16 protein-coding genes are annotated in these 19,846 nt (G+C 41.2%); 14 read left to right on the top strand and 2 right to left on the bottom strand.

Annotated elements, in window-relative coordinates:
• The first annotated feature begins 11 nt into the window (after window positions 1-11).
• From AN390_RS16920 to mdoH, 14 genes are all read left to right on the top strand, one after another.
• Window positions 12-998 (top strand): GGDEF domain-containing protein, encoded by a 987-nt coding sequence (locus AN390_RS16920; RefSeq protein ID WP_055255452.1) that lies wholly within the window; start codon window positions 12-14, stop codon window positions 996-998.
• Between the two features lie 95 nt (window positions 999-1,093).
• Window positions 1,094-1,849, top strand: coding sequence for a bifunctional demethylmenaquinone methyltransferase/2-methoxy-6-polyprenyl-1,4-benzoquinol methylase UbiE (ubiE, locus tag AN390_RS16915; protein WP_004587478.1), 756 nt, complete (start codon window positions 1,094-1,096; stop codon window positions 1,847-1,849).
• A gap of 11 nt (window positions 1,850-1,860) precedes the next feature.
• Window positions 1,861-2,544 carry an SCP2 domain-containing protein gene (locus AN390_RS16910; protein WP_055255451.1) on the top strand — a complete coding sequence of 228 codons (684 nt, stop codon included), beginning with the start codon at window positions 1,861-1,863 and terminating at the stop codon, window positions 2,542-2,544.
• A 9-nt stretch (window positions 2,545-2,553) separates the two neighbouring features.
• Window positions 2,554-4,158 carry a ubiquinone biosynthesis regulatory protein kinase UbiB gene (gene ubiB, locus AN390_RS16905; protein WP_029772890.1) on the top strand — a complete coding sequence of 535 codons (1,605 nt, stop codon included), beginning with the start codon at window positions 2,554-2,556 and terminating at the stop codon, window positions 4,156-4,158.
• Between the two features lie 79 nt (window positions 4,159-4,237).
• Window positions 4,238-4,492: a Sec-independent protein translocase subunit TatA gene (gene tatA, locus AN390_RS16900; protein ID WP_004587475.1), complete on the top strand. Its 255-nt coding sequence runs from the start codon at window positions 4,238-4,240 to the stop codon at window positions 4,490-4,492.
• Window positions 4,493-4,503: 11 nt separating this feature from the next.
• Window positions 4,504-4,827 (top strand): Sec-independent protein translocase protein TatB, encoded by a 324-nt coding sequence (tatB, locus tag AN390_RS16895; protein WP_232423994.1) that lies wholly within the window; start codon window positions 4,504-4,506, stop codon window positions 4,825-4,827.
• A 48-nt stretch (window positions 4,828-4,875) separates the two neighbouring features.
• Entirely contained in the window at window positions 4,876-5,616 is a 741-nt protein-coding gene (gene tatC / locus AN390_RS16890) for a twin-arginine translocase subunit TatC (RefSeq protein WP_004587473.1), read from the top strand.
• Window position 5,617: 1 nt separating this feature from the next.
• The gene (locus AN390_RS16885) at window positions 5,618-6,148 is read left to right on the top strand and encodes a hypothetical protein (protein ID WP_054983614.1); all 531 of its coding nucleotides are present in this window, start codon (window positions 5,618-5,620) and stop codon (window positions 6,146-6,148) included.
• Entirely contained in the window at window positions 6,148-6,933 is a 786-nt protein-coding gene (locus tag AN390_RS16880) for a TatD family hydrolase (protein WP_055255450.1), read from the top strand. Before AN390_RS16885 ends, AN390_RS16880 begins: the two co-directional genes overlap by 1 nt.
• Window positions 6,933-8,780 carry a diguanylate cyclase gene (locus AN390_RS16875; protein ID WP_055255449.1) on the top strand — a complete coding sequence of 616 codons (1,848 nt, stop codon included), beginning with the start codon at window positions 6,933-6,935 and terminating at the stop codon, window positions 8,778-8,780. The genes AN390_RS16880 and AN390_RS16875 overlap by 1 nt, the downstream gene beginning before the upstream one ends.
• Before the next feature lie 12 nt (window positions 8,781-8,792).
• A complete protein-coding gene (gene hemB / locus AN390_RS16870) occupies window positions 8,793-9,803 on the top strand; it encodes a porphobilinogen synthase (RefSeq protein ID WP_004587469.1) in 1,011 nt (336 codons plus the stop codon).
• A gap of 130 nt (window positions 9,804-9,933) precedes the next feature.
• Entirely contained in the window at window positions 9,934-12,663 is a 2,730-nt protein-coding gene (locus tag AN390_RS16865) for an ExeM/NucH family extracellular endonuclease (RefSeq protein ID WP_055255448.1), read from the top strand.
• A gap of 325 nt (window positions 12,664-12,988) precedes the next feature.
• On the top strand, window positions 12,989-14,608 hold the full coding sequence (locus AN390_RS16860) for a glucan biosynthesis protein (RefSeq protein ID WP_054983610.1): 1,620 nt from the start codon (window positions 12,989-12,991) through the stop codon (window positions 14,606-14,608).
• Window positions 14,580-16,541 carry a glucans biosynthesis glucosyltransferase MdoH gene (gene mdoH / locus AN390_RS16855; protein WP_055255447.1) on the top strand — a complete coding sequence of 654 codons (1,962 nt, stop codon included), beginning with the start codon at window positions 14,580-14,582 and terminating at the stop codon, window positions 16,539-16,541. Before AN390_RS16860 ends, mdoH begins: the two co-directional genes overlap by 29 nt.
• Before the next feature lie 82 nt (window positions 16,542-16,623).
• Here mdoH and AN390_RS16850 read toward each other — a convergent pair whose 3' ends face one another.
• Window positions 16,624-17,052 carry a hypothetical protein gene (locus AN390_RS16850; protein WP_055255446.1) on the bottom strand — a complete coding sequence of 143 codons (429 nt, stop codon included), beginning with the start codon at window positions 17,050-17,052 and terminating at the stop codon, window positions 16,624-16,626.
• A gap of 339 nt (window positions 17,053-17,391) precedes the next feature.
• A complete protein-coding gene (fusA, locus tag AN390_RS16845) occupies window positions 17,392-19,476 on the bottom strand; it encodes an elongation factor G (protein WP_024033968.1) in 2,085 nt (694 codons plus the stop codon).
• Between the last annotated feature and the right edge of the window lie 370 nt (window positions 19,477-19,846).

Genomic DNA, 19,846 nt, shown 5'->3' with positions numbered 1-19,846 from the left:
TCCATGATTCCATGGCTGTAGCTCAAGAAAAAATGACGAATGTATGCCTGTTTTTAGAACGTCATACGCTGCCTCCCTCTCCGTTAAATTACCAAGTTGCCTATACCTATATTAGTAAAGTAAATCCTCAGCTAAATAACGCCATAGACGAGGCCATTACTAATAAAGCCCAAATTGATAGTATTTTGATTGAGCAGCTCTACTTTGAGTTTTTAAACGAAGGGCATACCACGCAAGTGGCAATGATTAATAACGTAAATGGGGTTATTGATTCACTGTCGCGCAATGCGCAATCAACCGAAAAACAAATTGTTAGCTTTGCCGGCCAAGTAAGTGAGTGCATGCACACGCTTGATGAGAATAATATAGAGCAAAGCCGCCAAGCACTCGATACGTTAAACACGCAATCAGCCACGTTACTTGAGCAACACAAGCACTTTAAACACGAGCTATATAAAGCTAAAAAGTTACACGAAAAAACCCAAAAACAGCTGGCGCAATTACGTAAGCAGCACATTATTGACTCACAAACGGGGCTGTATAAACGTCATTATTTAACGCAGCAAACCCAACTATGGAGCAACCAAGACAAATCAATTTGCGCAATTGCTATTCAAATAGATAATTTAGATCATTTTGTAGATAATTACGGCGATATAATTGGCGAAGTTATTTTGAACAAAGTAGCTAAACAAGTAAAAAAATATGTTTTTCAAAGTGGTTTACCTGGGCGCACAGCAAAGGACCAATTTACCGTATTACTGCCAGATATAGACCCCGAAACCGCTAATGTTATTGCTGAAAAAGTGCGTAATGGCGTAGAAAAGCTTCGTTTTGTTAGCTCAAAAAGCGGCACTAAGCTGCCTGGCATTAACTTATCTTTAGGCATAGCGCAGCAACTCAAAAATGATGACTTTAACCAGTTAGCTAAAAAAGCCTCGCAAGCGGCATTTAAAGCACGCTCACTGGGGCAAAGTAGCTTTACAGCTGGCCACTAGGTTTTACGCTAAATTACCTGATAAATCATATTCAAATTGCACCTGCAGTATACAATCAAGTACACTAGTCTTTATTGCCACGATAGAGACTAACCATGAACGAAACAGAGCAAAAGACCACGCATTTTGGCTATAAAACCGTAGCCGAAAACGATAAAGCCTCAATGGTTGCAGACGTATTTCACTCGGTTGCAGCAAAGTACGATGTAATGAACGATTTAATGTCTTTTGGTGTACATCGATTATGGAAACGTCAAACTATAGCCAGCTCAGGTGTGCGCAAAGGCCACCACGTCCTTGATTTAGCAGGCGGCACTGGCGACCTAACAGCAAAATTTAGCCAGTTAGTCGGTGACACCGGCCAAGTAGTTCTAGGCGATATTAACTCATCAATGTTAAAAGTGGGCCGTGAAAAGCTGCACAACCTGGGTTTAGTTGGCAATATCGACTACGTGCAAATGAATGCCGAAATGCTGCCATTTCCAGATAACAGCTTTGATGTGATCACGATTGCCTTTGGCCTACGTAATGTAACCGATAAAGACAAAGCCCTGCGCTCTATGTACCGTATTTTAAAGCCAGGTGGACGTTTATTAGTATTAGAGTTTTCCAAACCTGAGCATGAAATTTTAAGTAAAGCGTACGATTTTTACTCGTTCAATCTATTACCAACTATGGGTAAAGTAGTAGCGAACGATAGCGAGTCATACCAATACTTAGCTGAGTCGATTCGTATGCACCCAGACCAAGAAACCTTAAAAGCAATGATGGAAGAAGCAGGCTTTGAACAAACAACGTATCAAAACCTAACCGGTGGTATTGTTGCACTGCACCGTGGTTTTAAATATTAAGGCAGGCAGTTATGGCGTTTGAGCAAAAAAGCGAGCAAGTGGTCGCAGCAAAACCCGATTCGCAGTTTTTTATGTTACCTAATTTTGTACTTTCGCTTATAGAGCGAGTGCTTAATAAGGTACTGCAACTCGACGCCACCTTAATAGATAAGCTCAGTGCCGTTAAGCACAAACCATTAAAGGTCGAAATCCGCAATTGGCAGCAGCAAATAGTATTAACCTTTGATGGTAAACTATTACACCTTTACAGTGCCAGCGATGAAAATAGCGCAGAGTGTATGATCAGCGCAGATATAGATACTCTTATGGCGCTTAAAGACCCAGCCATGCTTACACAGCTCATTCGTCAAGATAAGCTAGACCTGCAAGGCGACTTAAACGTCGCTCAGGCATACAGCGCCGCATTTTCTGGGCTAGATATAGATTGGCCTGAGCAACTATCGCATTATATTGGCGATGCGCCCGCACAACAACTTTACATACAGCTAAACGCTTTACGCAGTAAAGAGCGTAAAGCGCGTCAGCAAATTAGCACCACATTAACCAGCCTATGCCAAGATGAGCTCGCTGTAACTATTCACCCTTTAGAGCTTGAACAATTTAAACAACAAAACCGAGTGCTAAAAGGACAAGTGGCCGCTATTGAACAACGCATAAATGCATTAATCAACTCTTCTAACACCAACAGCCGCTAAGGATTTTTTGTGTCGACTGCTCGATTGTATTACATCACTAAAACATTACTTAGCTACGGATTAGATGAGTTAATACCAAAACAAAAAATACCTTGGTACGCTAAAATTGCGCGTGGTAGCTTGTTTTGGTTACGTAACCAGCACAAAAATAAGCCAGCGGGCTTGCGACTGCGCTTAGCCTTGCAAGAGCTTGGCCCTGTGTGGATTAAGTTTGGCCAAATGCTTTCTACCCGCCGAGACTTACTTCCTCACGACATTGCGTTAGAGCTTGCTTTTTTGCAAGACCAAGTCGAGCCCTTTGAAGGCGAACTTGCCCAAAAAATAATTGAAAAAGCGCTCGAAATTAGCGATATAAACCAGTTATTTAGTGAGTTTTCGCAAACCCCATTGGCCTCAGCGTCTATTGCACAAGTGCATACTGCTAAGCTAGTTGATGCCCATAACAATACCCAAGATGTTGTTATAAAAGTGATTAGGCCAAATATAAAAACACAAATTAATGCCGACTTAGCACTTATGGAAAAGCTCGCTAAAGTACTTGCCAATGTACACAGCGAAGCAAAAAGGTTACGCCCTGTCGAAGTGGTCAAAGAGTATAAAAAAACCTTGCTAGATGAGCTCGATTTAATGCGCGAAGGCGCAAATGGCATACAACTTAAGCGTAACTTTGAAGGCTCTGATTCGTTATATATCCCGGCTGTTTATAGCGATTATAGCCGCAGTAACGTTTTGGTTATGGAGCGTATTTACGGAATTCCGGTCTCAGATACTGAGTCGTTAATTGCGCAGAATACCAATATGAAATTACTCGCTGAACGCGGTGTAGAAGTGTTTTTTACCCAAGTATTTAGAGACAGTTTTTTTCACGCTGATATGCACCCTGGCAATATATTTGTCTCTCGCGAGCACCCTGAAAACCCCATGTATATTGGTATCGACTGTGGCATTGTTGGCACATTAAACAAAGAAGATAAACGCTATCTCGCTGAAAACTTTATCGCCTTTTTTAATCGTGACTACCGCCAAGTTGCTCAGCTACATGTTGACTCGGGCTGGGTTCCACCTGATACCAGCATAGAAGAGTTTGAATTTGCAATTCGTACCGTGTGCGAACCTATATTTAATAAGCCACTGGCTGAGATATCGTTTGGCCATGTACTCGTTAATTTATTTAACACCGCACGCCGCTTTAACATGCAAGTACAGCCGCAGTTAGTATTATTACAAAAAACGTTATTATACGTTGAGGGCTTAGGGCGTCAGCTTTATCCTCAGCTTGATTTGTGGAAAACCGCTAAGCCATTTTTAGAAGATTGGGTAAAACAACAAGTTGGACCGTTATCAGTAATGAAACAAATGTATGCTAACTTGCCATTTTGGGCTGAAAAAATGCCAGAACTACCTGATTTAATTTATCAAAATTTAAAACGTAGTCCGCAAATGCAGCATTCTCAGCCAAGTAAAGTGTCACACAAAGCGCTAGTACTTAGCCTATTTGGCAGTGCTACACTGATTGTATCGGCACTGTGTTATCTGCAGCACGACCTCATAGCGGCAGGCGTAACATTAGCAGCGTCTGCAATTAGCTTTATTGTGGCGTGGCGTAACACATAAACTAAGTGCTATTTATGCCACACGGCGTATAATTAGTACTTAAAATAAACATTTAAGCATTTATCAGTTGGAGATAACCATGGGTTTAGGTGGCATTAGTATTTGGCAATTATTGATTGTTTTAGCGATTATCGTACTTCTTTTTGGTACTAAAAAACTACGCGGCATGGGTGGTGATTTAGGCGGTGCAGTAAAAGGGTTTAAAAAAGCCATGTCTGATGATCAAACTAAAGAGACTGAAAGCGAAAAAGCTGAGCAAATCCAAGAGTCTCAAAAAGCAGCGCCAACACAGACACAAAGCACTGAAAAAACCAAAGACGATACTAAGGTTTAAGCAATATGGGAATGTGGGAGCTCGTTGTTGTTTTTATTGTTGGCCTAGTGGTACTTGGCCCTGAGCGGTTACCGGTTGCCATTCGCACCGTAATGCGCTGGGTAAAAACCGTTAAGTCGATGGCCAACTCAGTTAAAGCAGAAGTGAGTGAAGAGCTACGCATACACGAGCTTCACGAAAACCTAAAAAAAGCAGAGCAACAAGAGCTTAAAGATTTAAGCCCTGAGCTACAACAATCGGTTGATGAACTGCAAAAAGCAGCGCAGTCGGTTACTCATAGCTATAAAAACACTTCAAGCACGTCATCTAACGAACAACTCGATGAAAAAAAGTGAAATTAATTCCCCTATTTGTGGTCAACTTATTACGTGGTATAAAAAATAATGTCTGAACAAGCTAAATCAGGGTTCGTCGCTCACTTAATTGAGCTGCGCGATCGACTTATTAAATCACTTTTTAGTATTTTAGTGATATTTATTGGCCTAGTGTATTTTGCCAATGATATATATGAGTTTGTAGCCGCCCCTTTAGTCGCACATTTACCAAGCACTGCCACTATGATAGCTACCGATGTTACGGCACCGTTTTTTGCACCGTTTAAGCTAACGCTATTTGTTGCCTTGTTTGGCGCTATTCCGTGGATATTGCATCAAATTTGGGGATTTATAGCACCTGGCTTATACCAACACGAAAAACGCATGCTAATGCCAATTTTGGCCTCGAGTATTTTGCTATTTTATGGCGGTATCGCTTTTTGCTACTTTATAGTGCTCCCTATTATATTAGGCTTTTTTACTAGTGTAGGGCCGCAAATGATGACCCTAGCACCGGATATTAGTAGCTATTTAGGATTTGTACTTAAGCTATTTTTTGCATTTGGTGTGGCGTTTGAAATACCCGTAGCCATAATGTTGCTATGTTGGAGTGGCGCTACAACCACGCAGAGTTTAAAGCAAAAACGCCCTTATATTGTGGTTGGTGTATTTGTTGTGGCGATGTTTTTAACACCGCCCGATGTGTTATCACAAACACTATTAGCACTTCCTATGCTGCTTTTATTTGAGCTAGGGTTAATTTTAGCGAAATTTTATAGCGCTAAAGAACAACAGGAATCTGAGGAATAAAATGAAAAAACAACTACTCTCACTACTGGTTTTACTAAGCGCACCGACGTTTGCAGCGCAAGAAATTAACGTGCAAGCTTTGCAAGCATGTAGCTTTATTGAAAACGACTTTAACCGTTTACTATGTTATGACAACACAGTGGCAGGTAAACCGCTTACTAAACCTAGTGAGAAAAAAACCCTTACCCCACCAAAAGCCGTAACCAATGTATCGCCAAACGTAAGTGCACCTGTTGCAGCTGTTTCTAAAGCAGCGCCTGCTGCTAAAGCAGATGATTTTGGCCTTGAGCATAAAGAGATCACTAAAGATAAAGACGAAAATATCACAGCATTAGTATCATCAGTTAGAAAAGCCCCTTATGGCGAGCTCATTATTACCCTTGATAACGATCAGCAATGGCGTCAAATTGGCTCTGACAGTCTCAAATTAAAAGAGTCAGATACAGTAGTTATTAGCCGCGGTGTATTTAATTCTTTTTTACTTCGTAAAGATGGTCAAAACCGCTCAATCCGTGTGAAGCGCACTCAGTAATGACCTACACGTTAGTTGATGCAGGCGTTAATTTAACCAATCACCAGTTTGAAGGTGAGCATCAGGCCATTATTGCCCGCGCAAATGCCGCGGGCGTGCAAGCTATGTTACTGATCGGCTGCGATGTGCCTAGTAGCGAACAATCGCTTACATTAGCAAAACAATATAATCAGTTTTCTACTGCTGGCGTGCATCCACATGACGCTAAAGACGCCACCGATGAACTTGAAACCACTTTAACGCAGCTTGCTAGTAACGATTGCGTTGTGGCCATTGGTGAGTGTGGGCTTGATTATAATCGCGATTTTTCTCCTCGCGATATTCAGCGCAGCGTATTAAAACGCCAGTTAGCGTTAGCTGAAAAACTAAACCTACCTGTTTATTTACACGAACGTGACGCAAGCGAAGATATGCTAAATATTTTGGCTAACTATAACGTACGTGGTGTGCTGCATTGCTTTACAGGCAATGCCCAAGCACTTAAAGATTATTTAGAATTAGGCCTTTATATTGGCATTACTGGGTGGGTGTGTGACGAGCGCCGCGGTAAAGCATTGCAACAATTGGTGCCAAGTATCCCGCTTGAGCGGTTATTAATAGAAACCGATGCGCCTTTTTTAATTCCACGCACAATAACCCCTAAACCAAAATCACGTAAAAATGAGCCCGCCTATCTTAGCTATGTGTGTGAAACACTCGCTAAGCTTTATAACGTTGAACCAAGTACTATTGCCACCCATAGTACGGCTAACTTTTATAGCTTATTTGATATAGCAGGTCGCTAATGACAAGCCCAAAGGCGCTATTTAGCCTATTTATGCTCCTTTGTTCATTTTGCAGTGTTGCAAACCCCGTAATTTCTGAAAATTTTAAATCAATAAAAATAGACACCCTGAGCTATTCGTTTACGCCCACCACAGCAAACAATGCCTACCATGAGGTTAACGACTGGCAAACAGTAAGTGATAAGCCATTAAATTTAGGGTTTGAACAACGCCCTGTATGGGTCAAGTTTACAGTTAAAAATACCTTAAATAACAATATAAGCCCTATTTTATCGCTCGATAACCCGCTGTTAAATGAAGCGCAGATTTTTCATTTTTATAATTCAGCACTGCTCTCACACACGCAAACTGGCGATAACTTTAAGCTCTCATCACGGCTAATAAAAAGTGAATCTTTATTAGTAACCTTGAGGCTGCCGGCAAATAGTATTAGCACCGTAATAATGAAGGTTAACAACAGTGCTGGGCTGCGCATCCCGCTGACTTTATGGCAACCAGATGTCTACCTAGCGCATAAAGGTAAGCTTAATTTAATTTATGGCTTACTCATTGGTTTTTTATTTTCACTGGCCATAAGTTGCTTGGTTTTGTATGGGTTTTCGCGCAAGCTGTATTTTGCTTATGCAGGCATTATTACGCTGACCTTAGGTGTGCTTCTGGCTTATTTATGCGGTTTTGGCGCTCGTTATTTTCATCCAAATTCGCCTTCATTACAGCAAGTAATGATACCTGTTTTACTAATGCTCACTACGCTCGCTTTTGTGCCGCTACAAAAACAACTGTGCCAACCTAAAGCCTCTAAACTACTAAAATGGCAAACCATTGTTGCTAATATTTACGCAATTAGCCTGCTGTTTATGTGGGCTTTACCTAGCACAGTGTTTACCCCATTTAGCTTACTGGCGAGCCCGATTGTTATTATTTATTGCTTGGTAAGCGCCTACATCTGCCAGCAAAATGCGCCTTCAAAACCAATTCAAGCACTGCTAATTGCACTCATGCTATTTTTACTTGTTATGGTGTACCTTACTGTTGCTGTATTTGGCTTATACCCTTTAGGTAGAAGTAGCTTAGCTTTTGTTTTTATATGCTTTTTTGGTAGTACATTTTGCCTATGCTATGGCGTTATGAAGCGCTTTATTTTAGAGCGTGATGAGCAAGTTATTGCTCAACAAACCTTGATTGCTGAAAATGCAGCCCAAGATACACTATTAAATGAGCGACTCGCGCTGCAAGCCCAAACACAAAAAGAATTAGAGTCGTTAGTTGATGAGCGCACCTTTGAGTTACAAGTCACTTTGCGTGAACTAGAAGATAAAAACCGCGAGCTTGAGCTACTTAATATGGAAGACGCGCTGAGTGGCGTTAAAAATCGTCGCTTTTTTGATAAAAAATTAGTGATGGAACTGCGTCGCTCTCGGCGTGAACAAACGCCTTTGAGTATGATTATGCTCGATATAGACAGGTTTAAACGCGTTAATGATAACTACGGGCACTTAACCGGCGACCAAGTAATACGCGCTGTAGCCGACATTATAAAACAGCATTTAAAACGCCCGTTGGATGAAGTGGCTCGCTACGGCGGCGAAGAGTTTGTTGTTTTGCTACCTAACACTCCAAAAGAGGGGGCTGTTGATATTGCTGAAAAAATTCGCCAAGCCGTAGAGAGTAATACCGTAAACGTAGCCGGAACATCCGTAAAAGTAACCATTAGTGCTGGCGTAAACAGCGCTGTAGTAAACGATATTAGTAACCCTGAGCTATTTACAGACGACGCAGATAAAGCGCTCTATTTCGCTAAACAACATGGCCGAAATCAAGTAATTAGTTTTCCAATTCCACAGTAGGAGCTTAGTAACATGGCCCAATCAGGACTCGACCTTTTCCCATATACCCGCATGCGTAGAATGCGCCGCAGTGATTTTTCTCGCCGTTTAATGGCCGAAAACCAACTATCGGTAAACGATTTAATTTTTCCGGTCTTTGTACTTGAAGGTAAAAACCGCCGCGAAGCAATTGAATCAATGCCAGGAATTGAGCGTTTATCAATTGATTTATTGCTTGAAGAAGCTAAAGAGCTTGTAGATTTAGGTGTACCTGCCGTCGCTATTTTTCCGGTAACCCCTGCTGACAAAAAATCTTTGATGGCCGAAGAAGCGTACAATGAAGATGGCTTAGCACAACGCACTGTTCGTGCTTTAAAAGAAGCTTTTCCTGAGCTTGGGGTTATTACCGATGTAGCCCTTGACCCATTCACTACTCATGGCCAAGACGGCATTATTGATGATGAAGGTTATGTAATTAATGACATAACCACTGAAATTCTTGTTAAGCAGGCGCTTTCTCACGCCGAGGCAGGCGCAGATGTGGTTGCGCCCTCTGACATGATGGATGGCCGTATTGGTGCTATTCGCGAAGCACTTGAAGCAGATGGACATATTCACACACGCATAATGGCTTACTCAGCTAAATATGCCTCTAGCTATTACGGGCCGTTTAGAGACGCTGTTGGCTCTGCAGGTAACTTGAAAGGGGCCGACAAAAAAACGTATCAAATGGATCCTGCCAACTCTGATGAAGCAATTCGTGAAGTGGCACTTGATTTACAAGAAGGCGCCGACATGGTGATGGTGAAACCCGGTATGCCGTACCTTGATATTGTTCGTCGTGTTAAAGATGAGTTTGGTGTACCTACTTTCGCATATCAGGTCAGTGGCGAATATGCAATGCACAAAGCGGCAATCGATAACGGCTGGTTGAGTGAAGAGGCCACAATTATGGAATCTTTACTGGCATTTAAACGCGCCGGAGCGGATGGTATTTTAACGTATTTTGCCAAGCAGGCCGCGCAATGGCTGCAAAATAAGTAAACATGTTATCAAAGGCGGTACGCCGCCTTAATTTTTTTACAATCATTAACATATTTGTATTCTTTTTGTCATTTAGATTGCCTAAACTGGTGTCCCATTTTGGGATTTAAATACACGGGAATAATAAAAAATGTTAAAAACGAAAATAACGCCACTGGCGCTTGTATTAGCAAGCCTCAGTGCACCAGCCTCCGCCGATCTAATCATTTCTGAATACATCGAAGGCAGCAGCAACAATAAAGCGATTGAGCTTTATAACAATGCTGATACAGAGCTTTCTCTTGAAGGTTATACTTTAGGACTTTATTCAAATGGTAGTAGTTCGGTAGGTAACTCAATTGATTTATCAGGCACATTGGCTGCCAATACCACCTATATAATTTCAAACCCTAGTGCAGACGCTGCCATTCTTGATATTGCAGATGAAACCAGCACAGTAACTTACTACAACGGTGACGATGCCCTTGTTTTAACTAAAGATGGTGTGGTAGTTGATAGCTTTGGCCAAGTGGGTGTTGATCCTGGCTCTTTTTGGTCTGATGATACCGTACAAACTCAAAATAAAACCTTACGAAGAAAAAATAGCATCACAACGGGTCGAACTGACTCAACTGCAACTTTTAATCCTAGCGATGAATGGGAACAGTTTGATATTGACACCTTTGATGGCTTAGGCTCGCATGCTGGCGATGGTGGTACAGCTCCTGCGCCAGACCCTGAGCCAGAACCATTAGAACCGCTTGTATGTGGCGCAGATAAAACGCTAATTAGCGCTGTGCAAGGTTCTGGTGAAGCAAGCCCGTTAGTAGATACCCTTGTTGAAATTGAAGGTATTGTCACTGCCGATTTTCAAGGTGAAGGTGGCTTAGATGGTTTCTTTGTGACCTCGCTTGCTGCAGATGTAGATAACGATCCAACGACCTCTGAAGGTTTGTTTGTTTACTTTACTGATACCGATGTAAATGTAGGTGACCACGTGCGCGTACAGGGCACAGTTGATGAATACTATGATTCAACACAACTAGCAGATGTAACACAAATTGCTGTATGTGGTACTGACGAAGTGGCCTCTGCAACCTCAATAAGTTTACCTTTAGAGAGCCAAGCTGACCTAGAAGCTTATGAAGGTATGCTAGTAAGCCTAGATCAAACACTTGTAGTTACTAACAACTACGGCTTAGGTCGCTATGGTGAAGTAGAACTAGCCACTGAGCGTTTATACCAAGGCACTCAAGTTGCATTGCCAGGTGATGCAGCCAATGCTGTTGAAGCGGCTAACTTGACTAAAAAAATCTTATTAGATGATGGCTCTACAGCTCAAAACTCAGATCCATCGGCTTACCCAGCGCCAGGCCTATCGGCAGAAAATACTCTACGTACCGGCGATACAGTAAATGCGGTAACAGGGGTAGTTACATACAGCTTTAGCACGTATCGCATTCACCCAACAGTTACACCACAGTTTATAGCGACTAATGCGCGTGAAGATGCGCCTGAGCAAAGTGAAGAAGCCGATTTACGAATCGCCAGCTTTAACGTACTCAACTACTTTAACGGTGATGGCCAAGGCGGTGGTTTCCCTACTAGCCGTGGTGCAGACTCAGAAGAAGAGTTTGTACGTCAAGAAGCAAAACTTGTAAGTGCTATTAGTGCAATGCAAGCTGATGTTGTTGGCTTAATGGAAATTGAAAATGATGGCTTTGGTGAGTTCAGTGCTATAGCAAGTTTAGTAAATGCATTAAACGATGCTGACAGCGCTAACAACTACGCGTTTGTAGATTTTAACGTAGCCCAAATTGGTACCGACGAAATCACCACAGCCCTTATTTACCGCGCAGATAAAGTAGAAGAAGTAGGCACAGCCGCTATTACTACTGATTACCCGTTTGATTACAGCAACCGTGCACCAATTGCACAAAGCTTTAAGTCACTTTCAACAGATGAAGTATTTACTGTTTCTGTAGCCCACCTTAAATCTAAAGGGAGCTGTGGTGATGATAACAACGACGACCTAGGTGATGGCCAAGGCTGTTGGAATGAAATTCGTACCGAAGCTGCTGATGCGTTTACTGATTGGTTAGACAACAAACCTACTGGCGTAGATGACGAAGATATCATTCTTGTTGGTGATATGAACGCATATGCAATGGAAGATCCAATCCGTAAGTTTGATGAAAAAGGCTATAAAAACGTAGTCGCAGAGCTTGATGGCGATACACTAAGCTACTCTTATAGCTTCTCTGGCCGTGCAGGTAGCCTTGACCATGCTTTAGCAACCGAGTCTTTACTAAGCAAAGTTGTTGCAGCAAATGATTGGCATATCAATGCTGATGAGCCTATTGTGCTTGATTACAACCTAGAGTTTAAGAGCGAAGGTCATCAATCTACGCTATACGCAGAAGGGCCATACCGTGCATCTGATCACGACCCTGTGATTGTTGATATAAAATCTGAAGTAGTACTTACCCCTGAAGAGCAAACACCGGTAATTGCACCTGATCAAATATTCACAGTAGATGAAAACAGCGCTGTAGGCACTGTGATTGGTACACTTGATTTTAGTGACCCTAACGCTGATGTATCACCTGTGGTTAAATTTATCGTATCAGGTAACGATTCTGTATCAATTAACGAGCAAGGTCAGTTAATTGTTGCAAGCGAAGTAGATTACGAGTTTGAAAATCGTATTACCCTTACAGTACAAGCAGAGGATAGTGTAGGTAACGTATCTGAAGCACAAACGGTTGTAGTAAGAGTAAACAACCTACGTGGTGATGACGATAACGACTCTGGCTCATTGCTTTGGTTATCTCTTTTATTAGCACCACTTTCATTAGTGCGCAGATTTAAGAAAAAATAACGAGTGATTTGTTTTAAAGCCGCATTTTTGCGGCTTTTTTTATGCTTATAAAAATGTAATTCAGACAAGCTTCAGTAAACAACCCTTAATATCTTCCATACCGTTTATTAACTATTAATAGAATTAGCCGCGCAACAAATACATTAAATGAGTATTTTTTACACATAAGCCGTAGTTAAAACCCTTTTTAATAAATTTACCTGTTGAAATGTAAACACTTTATTTACGGATTAAAAGTTGCACTATAAGTTCGTCACCCTTGTGTAGTAGTTAAGTAACAAACCCTAAGCGTAAAAATAAGTCGTGTTTTTATAAAGGAATGGAAATGAAACAATTAACCCAAACACCTCCTACTTGGCAGAAAAAAGCAACGCCATTATTGGGTCTACTTTTTATTTTTTCTGGCTGGGGCTATAGCACGCAGGCAATAGCAGCAAGTGTTGATGCAGCAATTCCGCAAGAAAGCCTATTTGAAGTAATAAGCGCCCGCGCTAAAAAACTAGCCGAACAAGAATATGCACCTCCAAAAAATATAGAGCTAGAAGCATTAAATAATATTGATTACCAAGATTACCGCTCAATTCGATTTAAGCAGGATAAATCAGTGTGGAAAGATGAAGGCCTGTATGAGCTACAACTCTTTCACCCTGGTTTTTTATATAAAACACCGGTAACAATTAATACCGTAGAAGGCGATTCAAAACGTAATCGCCTACCTTTTAGTACTGATTTTTATCAATACGATGGCACAGCCGCCCCTTTAAAAGACGAAATAGCAAAAAGCGTAGCCGGCACGCAACTAGGCCATGCAGGCTTTCGCTTACATTACCCAATTAACACAAACGAATACAAAGATGAGGTAATGGTGTTTCAAGGGGCCTCTTATTTTAGAGTTGTTGGTCCTAATCAAGTATATGGTTTATCAGCACGCGGATTAGCAATCGATACCGCCGAAACATCGGGTGAAGAGTTCCCTATGTTTAAAGAGTTTTGGCTTGTTAAGCCCCAGGCTGAGCAAACTAACATCACTATTTTTGCATTGCTTGATAGCCCTTCGGTATCAGGCGCTTACAAATTTGATATTGACCCAACAACCAGCATGTTAGTTGATGTTGATATGCAAATTTTTGCCCGTAAAGATATTAAAAAGCTAGGCGTAGCCCCTTTAACAAGTATGTTTTACCACGGTGAAAACAGCACTAAGTTTTTTGATGACTACCGCCCAGAAGTGCATGATTCAGACGGCTTGTTAACACAGTCAGCTGATAACAAATGGGTATGGCGCCCGCTTAACAACCCAACACAGTTAAGCGTTACGTCGTTTTCGTACACCAACCCTAAGGGGTTTGGTTTAGCACAGCGTGACCGTGACTTTAACAATTACTTAGATACTGAAGCGCACTACCACGACCGTCCAAGCCTGTGGATAGAGCCAAAAGGTGAATGGGGAAATGGCCGAGTTGAGCTAGTAGAAATACCAACAGATACAGAAACGAACGACAATATAGTGAGTTACTGGGTGCCTGAAAAGCCAATGAAAGCTGGTGATTCATTAAAGCTAAGCTACAAAATGAGCACCTTTAACGCCCATTTAACTCAACACCAAAAGGCGCGTGTAACACGCACACGTATAGGTAGCGCAGCGCTGCCAGGTGAAGATAATCCACCACCGCAAAGCCATCGCCAGTTTACCGTTGACTTTGCAGGCCCCGATTTAAACAACCTGTCTGAAAAGCTAACTCTTGAAGCCGACATTCAGCTAACAACAGGTGAAGTAAGAGATGTAACAGTGCAAAAACTTCCTAAATCTCTTGGTTGGCGAGTAGCGTTTAAAATTGCACCACAGGACGATCAACCCGTAGATATGCGTTTATCGTTAAAACTTCGTGATAAAGAAATTAGTGAGGTATGGAGCTATGTTTGGTACCCAAATGACATCAAGTAATAAAGGAAAGGGCACACCAATGCCATTCAAAACACTGCGCGTATGGTTATTTGCTATTGCTGCACTCACTGTTTCAGGGTACGGCATCTCCATTATGTTTGAAATTTTAAGCTCAAACGGAATGACCTTGCTTGAATACGCGCTATTGGTTTTATTTTCAATAACCTTTGCATGGATTGTTACGGCATTTTGTAGCGGCACGATAGGATTTGTACTGCAATTATTTCGTATTGACCCGCTCACCCTAAGACGCATTAAGCCTATTGAGTTTGACAATGCCGCGCTTGCACAGCAAAAAACTGCGGTAGTAATGCCTATTTATAACGAAGACACGCACCGTGTTATTGCCGGCTTTGAAGTGAGCTTACAATCGCTAAAAGAGACTGGGCAACTTGCCAATTTTGACTTTTATTTACTTAGCGACACGCAAGACCCTGAAATAGCACAAAACGAGCTAAGCGCATGGCATGCTTTATGTGAGCGTTTAGGCGATACTGCAAAACAGGTTTTCTATCGCCGTCGCGAAGATAACACACACCGTAAAGTAGGTAACTTAACCGACTTTTGCGAGCGCTGGGGCAGCCAATACGATCACATGATTGTACTTGATGCCGACAGCGTAATGACGGGTAAATGTATGCTAGAGCTGACCACAAGCATGATCAACAACCCGCAAGCTGGTTTAATTCAAACTATTCCTATTCCAGTTCGTCAAGACACCTACTTTGGTCGCTTTTTACAATTTGCCTCTGTGCTTTACAGCCCAATGCTGGCAACGGGGTCTGCTTTTTGGCAAACCGACAAAGCTAATTATTGGGGCCACAATGCCATTATTCGTGTTGAAGCATTTATTAACTATTGTGGTTTACCTACGCTTGAAGGCAATGCCCCCTTTGGTGGCGAAATTTTAAGTCATGACTTTGTAGAAGCTTCACTACTGCACAGTGCAGGCTGGGATGTTTTATTACTTAGCGATATTGAAGGTAGCTACGAAGAAGTACCAAGTAACATTTTAGATTATGCCATACGCGACAGACGTTGGGTTCAAGGTAACATTCAGCATCTTGGTTTATTAGGCTCGTCTAAATTAAAGTTAATGAGTAAGTTTCACTTTTTATTAGGCGCAACCGCTTATATTTCATCGCTTATTTGGTTATCTATGCTGGCACTAAGCACCATAGATGCGGTAACACGTGCATTAAATAGCGATGTGTACTTTAATCGGGTTTATCAGTTATTCCCAACGTGGCAAATAGCTAAAACAGACTTAATTGATTCACTACTTTATTTAACCATTATTATATTATTGGTGCCTAAATTAATGGGTGTAATTGTCACGCTAGTGCACAGAAATAAGCGCTTTGGCGGCTCGTTTAAATTAATATTAGGCTCAATAATAGAGACTGTATTTGCCATTATTGTGGCACCACTTATGATGGTGTTTCATGCTTACTTTGTAGTGTGTGTATTTTTGGGTAAAAAAGTTAAGTGGGATGCACAACCGCGCGAAGGCCGCATGGTACCGTGGAAAGAAGCGTTTAATTACACACTATTTTCTACCTTGGTTGCCATAGTATGGGGCGCTACAGCCTATTACTTTACGCCAGTGTTCTTTTGGTGGTTATCGCCTATATTACTTGGTCTATTACTTGGAGCGCCAATAATACGCTACACCAGTAGCATTAAGTTAGGTGTGCAACTGCGTAAAATGGGAATATTTATTTGCCCTAGCGAAGTTGATAACGACCCTATGCTAAACAACCTTAAAGTGCATTTAAAAGAGATTTCGGTACCAGAGCCAGGGCAATACCCTAAAACGGTGCCAGCCCTACCACAAGAGCATTTAGTGGTTATGCCAATACAAAGCTTTAATAAGCCTCGCTTGCCAAAGATGAAAGCGCTAAGAGCTAAAGCAATTAAGAAGTTTAATTAGCGCAATGGGCACGCACTAAATACAAAAAGGAGCATGATTGCTCCTTTTTATTTATAAAATGCCAATTATACAAAGGCTAACCTCACGCTCTGCATGAGCTAATATAGTCGACTTTACAATCTACCTTATTTTTATATAACCTAACTATATTCGCTTTTTCATCTGCTGATAATCGCCAATTATAAAAATGGTGATTTTTACCATTTTCTAGCTCAACCTTAAATATGGTACAAATAAATAATGATTTAAATGAAATAGACTTTATTTCTTCGCTATTTATATATTGTTCGCGCATAAAGCGAGTATAGTTTATACCTGCTTGGTAACAGTGTAAGAATCGAAGGTGGATAAAATTAAAGATTATTATTACTCCTATTAACGGTAATAATAATAGAAAAGCCGCTTTTAGAGTAATTGCAAACACACTTTTTATAACAAACAAAAGTACGAGTACCGCAGCACACTTTGTAAATTGCAGCGGCCAGTTAGGGGTAAGTTTTATCGAGTTCATGAATTTACGTCTTATATAAAATGAAATATAGTAAACGTCTCTTCTTCGGAGACTTCCTTATCAACTTTTAGATTACTAATCTAAAAGTGCCAGTATTCTACAGTAGACACTTGCACACGGCAATAAGTCTAAGTAAATACATCAAGTTATAATCAATGAAAAATACTACTTCTATTACAGTAACTTACGTTAAAGCATAATAAGTTAATAAATAAGGCACTTCATTAACTAATCATATAAGACTATTAAATAAGCCAAACCCAATACTAAAAAACTACAACTGTAGGCAATAAAAAACCCGCAACATGTGCGGGTTTTTTTAAAGAGTTACAGAGCTAATTACTTAGCTGCTTTTTTCTCTTTTTCTGCAGCGATTACAGTGTCAGCTACGTTTTGTGGACATGCTGCGTAGTGTGAGAACTCCATAGAGAACTGACCACGACCTGATGTCATTGTACGTAGTGAACCGATGTAACCAAACATTTCTGATAACGGAACGTCAGCTTTAATGCGAACGCCAGTTAAACCAGCTTCTTGGTCGCTTAGCATACCACGACGACGGTTAAGGTCACCGATTACGTCACCAACGTGATCTTCTGGAGTGAACACGTCAACTTTCATGATTGGCTCAAGAAGTTGTGCGCCCGCTTTAGGGATCGATTGACGGAAAGCGCCTTTAGCAGCGATTTCGAATGCGATTGCAGATGAATCCACGGCGTGGAAGCCACCGTCGAAAAGCTCTACTTCAACGTCAAGTACTGGGAAGCCAGCTAGAACACCTTCGTTCATCATTGACTTGAAGCCTTTCTCAACTGCAGGCCAGAATTCTTTCGGTACGTTACCACCAACAACTGATGAAGTGAACGTGAAGCCTGAATTCGCTTCGCCTGGCTTGATGCGGTAATCAATTTTACCGAACTGACCAGAACCACCAGATTGTTTCTTATGCGTGTAGCTATCTTCGATTTCACGAGTGATAGTTTCACGGTAAGCAACCTGTGGTTGACCAACAATAAGGTCTACGCCGTAAGTACGCTTAAGGATATCTACTTTGATATCTAAGTGAAGCTCACCCATACCTTTAAGGATAGTTTCGCCTGAATCTTCATCAGTCTCAACTTGGAAAGACGGATCTTCTGCAACCATTTTACCGATAGCAATACCCATTTTCTCATTACCGCCTTTATCTTTAGGCTGTACAGCAATCGAGATTACTGGAGTTGGGAATACCATTGGCTCTAGAGTTACTTTGTCTTTCGGATCACATAGAGTGTGACCAGTTTGAACGTTTTTCATACCTACGATTGCAATGATGTCACCAGCTTGTGCGCTAGTTAGCTCTTTACGTTCGTCAGCTTGCATCTCAACCATACGGCCAACACGCTCTGTTTTACCAGTAAACGAGTTAAGGATAGTGTCACCCTTGTTAAGTTTACCTGAGTAAATACGTACGAATGTTAATGCACCAAAACGGTCATCCATGATCTTAAATGCTAATGCTTTAAAAGACTCATCAGCAGATACGATTGCATGCTCGCCAGTTTCGTTACCTTCTTCATCCATAAGAGGTTGAGGGTCAACTTCTGTAGGAGATGGTAAGTAATCAACAACAGCGTCAAGTACTAGTTGAACACCTTTGTTTTTGAATGCAGAACCACAGAATGTAGGGAAGAAAGCAAGGTCACGAGTACCTTTACGGATACAACGCTTGATATCTTCTAAAGAAGGTACTTCACCTTCCATGTACGCTTCCATTAGGTCATCGTCTTGCTCTACAGCAGTTTCGATAAGCATTTCATGGTATTCGTCTACTTTGTCAACCATGTCTGCAGGAACGTCTGTGATTTCGTAGTTTTCAGGAAGACCAGTGTCATCCCAAACGTATGCTTTTTTAGTAAGAACGTCTACAACACCAACGAAGTCATCTTCAATACCGATTGGTAAAGTCATAACTAGTGGTACAGCACCAAGTACTTTACGTACTTGCTCAGTTACACGGTAAAAATCAGCACCCATACGGTCTAATTTGTTTACGAAGATAATACGTGCAACTTCTGATTCGTTAGCGTAACGCCAGTTAGTTTCTGATTGTGGCTCAACACCACCAGAACCACAGAATACACCAACACCGCCGTCTAATACTTTAAGTGAACGGTAAACTTCAACTGTGAAGTCAACGTGTCCAGGAGTATCGATAACGTTGAAACGGTGATCTTTCCAGAAACAGCTTACTGCCGCAGACTGGATAGTAATACCGCGCTCAGCTTCTTGATCCATGAAGTCAGTAGTAGATTCACCATCATGAACCTCACCTGTTTTATGGATAGTACCTGTAAGCTTCAGGATACGCTCAGTAGTAGTGGTTTTACCCGCATCAACGTGCGCGAAAATACCAATGTTTCTGTACTTCGATAAATCTGCCATTATTTTACTCTTAATAAAGTCGATAAATTATTCGGCGGGAGTATAGCATTACTTAAAGCGAACATCACCATACAAGTCGCTTAAAATGCAATCAATTCAATAAAATTTTTCTAGATTTACATCAAGCACTGGTTAAATAGCACTGATTATTATGTAACCCATTAAAAATATTATGTTTTATTCTTGTAATCTGAAGAGCACTCAGTTACTTAATTATTTTGTAACAACGCTCTGGCCTGCCAATACTACCGTAGCTTTAATCTGCCGCTAGCACGTTAGTTTTGATTAAAAACACTTAAAAATATAAATATTTCGCCTCAGTACAGCTATTTAATTGCCTCTTTATTGAGCAAAAAACTCCTTTTAAGAA

Source organism: Pseudoalteromonas sp. P1-11 (genome assembly GCF_001399995.1).
GTDB classification, from domain to species: domain Bacteria; phylum Pseudomonadota; class Gammaproteobacteria; order Enterobacterales; family Alteromonadaceae; genus Pseudoalteromonas; species Pseudoalteromonas atlantica.
The sequence above is the reverse complement of the archived record's forward strand: the minus strand, read 5'-3'. Positions and strand labels throughout refer to the sequence as shown.

Excerpts from the sequence above, each read along its gene's own strand:
- AN390_RS16920 (WP_055255452.1), top strand. The coding sequence starts at position 12 with ATGGCTGTAGCTCAAGAAAAAATGACGAATGTATGCCTGTTTTTAGAA.
- ubiE (WP_004587478.1), top strand. The coding sequence starts at position 1,094 with ATGAACGAAACAGAGCAAAAGACCACGCATTTTGGCTATAAAACCGTA.
- AN390_RS16910 (WP_055255451.1), top strand. The coding sequence starts at position 1,861 with ATGGCGTTTGAGCAAAAAAGCGAGCAAGTGGTCGCAGCAAAACCCGAT.
- tatA (WP_004587475.1), top strand. The coding sequence starts at position 4,238 with ATGGGTTTAGGTGGCATTAGTATTTGGCAATTATTGATTGTTTTAGCG.
- tatB (WP_232423994.1), top strand. The coding sequence starts at position 4,504 with ATGTGGGAGCTCGTTGTTGTTTTTATTGTTGGCCTAGTGGTACTTGGC.
- tatC (WP_004587473.1), top strand. The coding sequence starts at position 4,876 with ATGTCTGAACAAGCTAAATCAGGGTTCGTCGCTCACTTAATTGAGCTG.
- AN390_RS16885 (WP_054983614.1), top strand. The coding sequence starts at position 5,618 with ATGAAAAAACAACTACTCTCACTACTGGTTTTACTAAGCGCACCGACG.
- AN390_RS16880 (WP_055255450.1), top strand. The coding sequence starts at position 6,148 with ATGACCTACACGTTAGTTGATGCAGGCGTTAATTTAACCAATCACCAG.
- AN390_RS16875 (WP_055255449.1), top strand. The coding sequence starts at position 6,933 with ATGACAAGCCCAAAGGCGCTATTTAGCCTATTTATGCTCCTTTGTTCA.
- hemB (WP_004587469.1), top strand. The coding sequence starts at position 8,793 with ATGGCCCAATCAGGACTCGACCTTTTCCCATATACCCGCATGCGTAGA.
- AN390_RS16865 (WP_055255448.1), top strand. The coding sequence starts at position 9,934 with ATGTTAAAAACGAAAATAACGCCACTGGCGCTTGTATTAGCAAGCCTC.
- AN390_RS16860 (WP_054983610.1), top strand. The coding sequence starts at position 12,989 with ATGAAACAATTAACCCAAACACCTCCTACTTGGCAGAAAAAAGCAACG.
- mdoH (WP_055255447.1), top strand. The coding sequence starts at position 14,580 with ATGTTTGGTACCCAAATGACATCAAGTAATAAAGGAAAGGGCACACCA.
- AN390_RS16850 (WP_055255446.1), bottom strand. The coding sequence starts at position 17,052 with ATGAACTCGATAAAACTTACCCCTAACTGGCCGCTGCAATTTACAAAG.
- fusA (WP_024033968.1), bottom strand. The coding sequence starts at position 19,476 with ATGGCAGATTTATCGAAGTACAGAAACATTGGTATTTTCGCGCACGTT.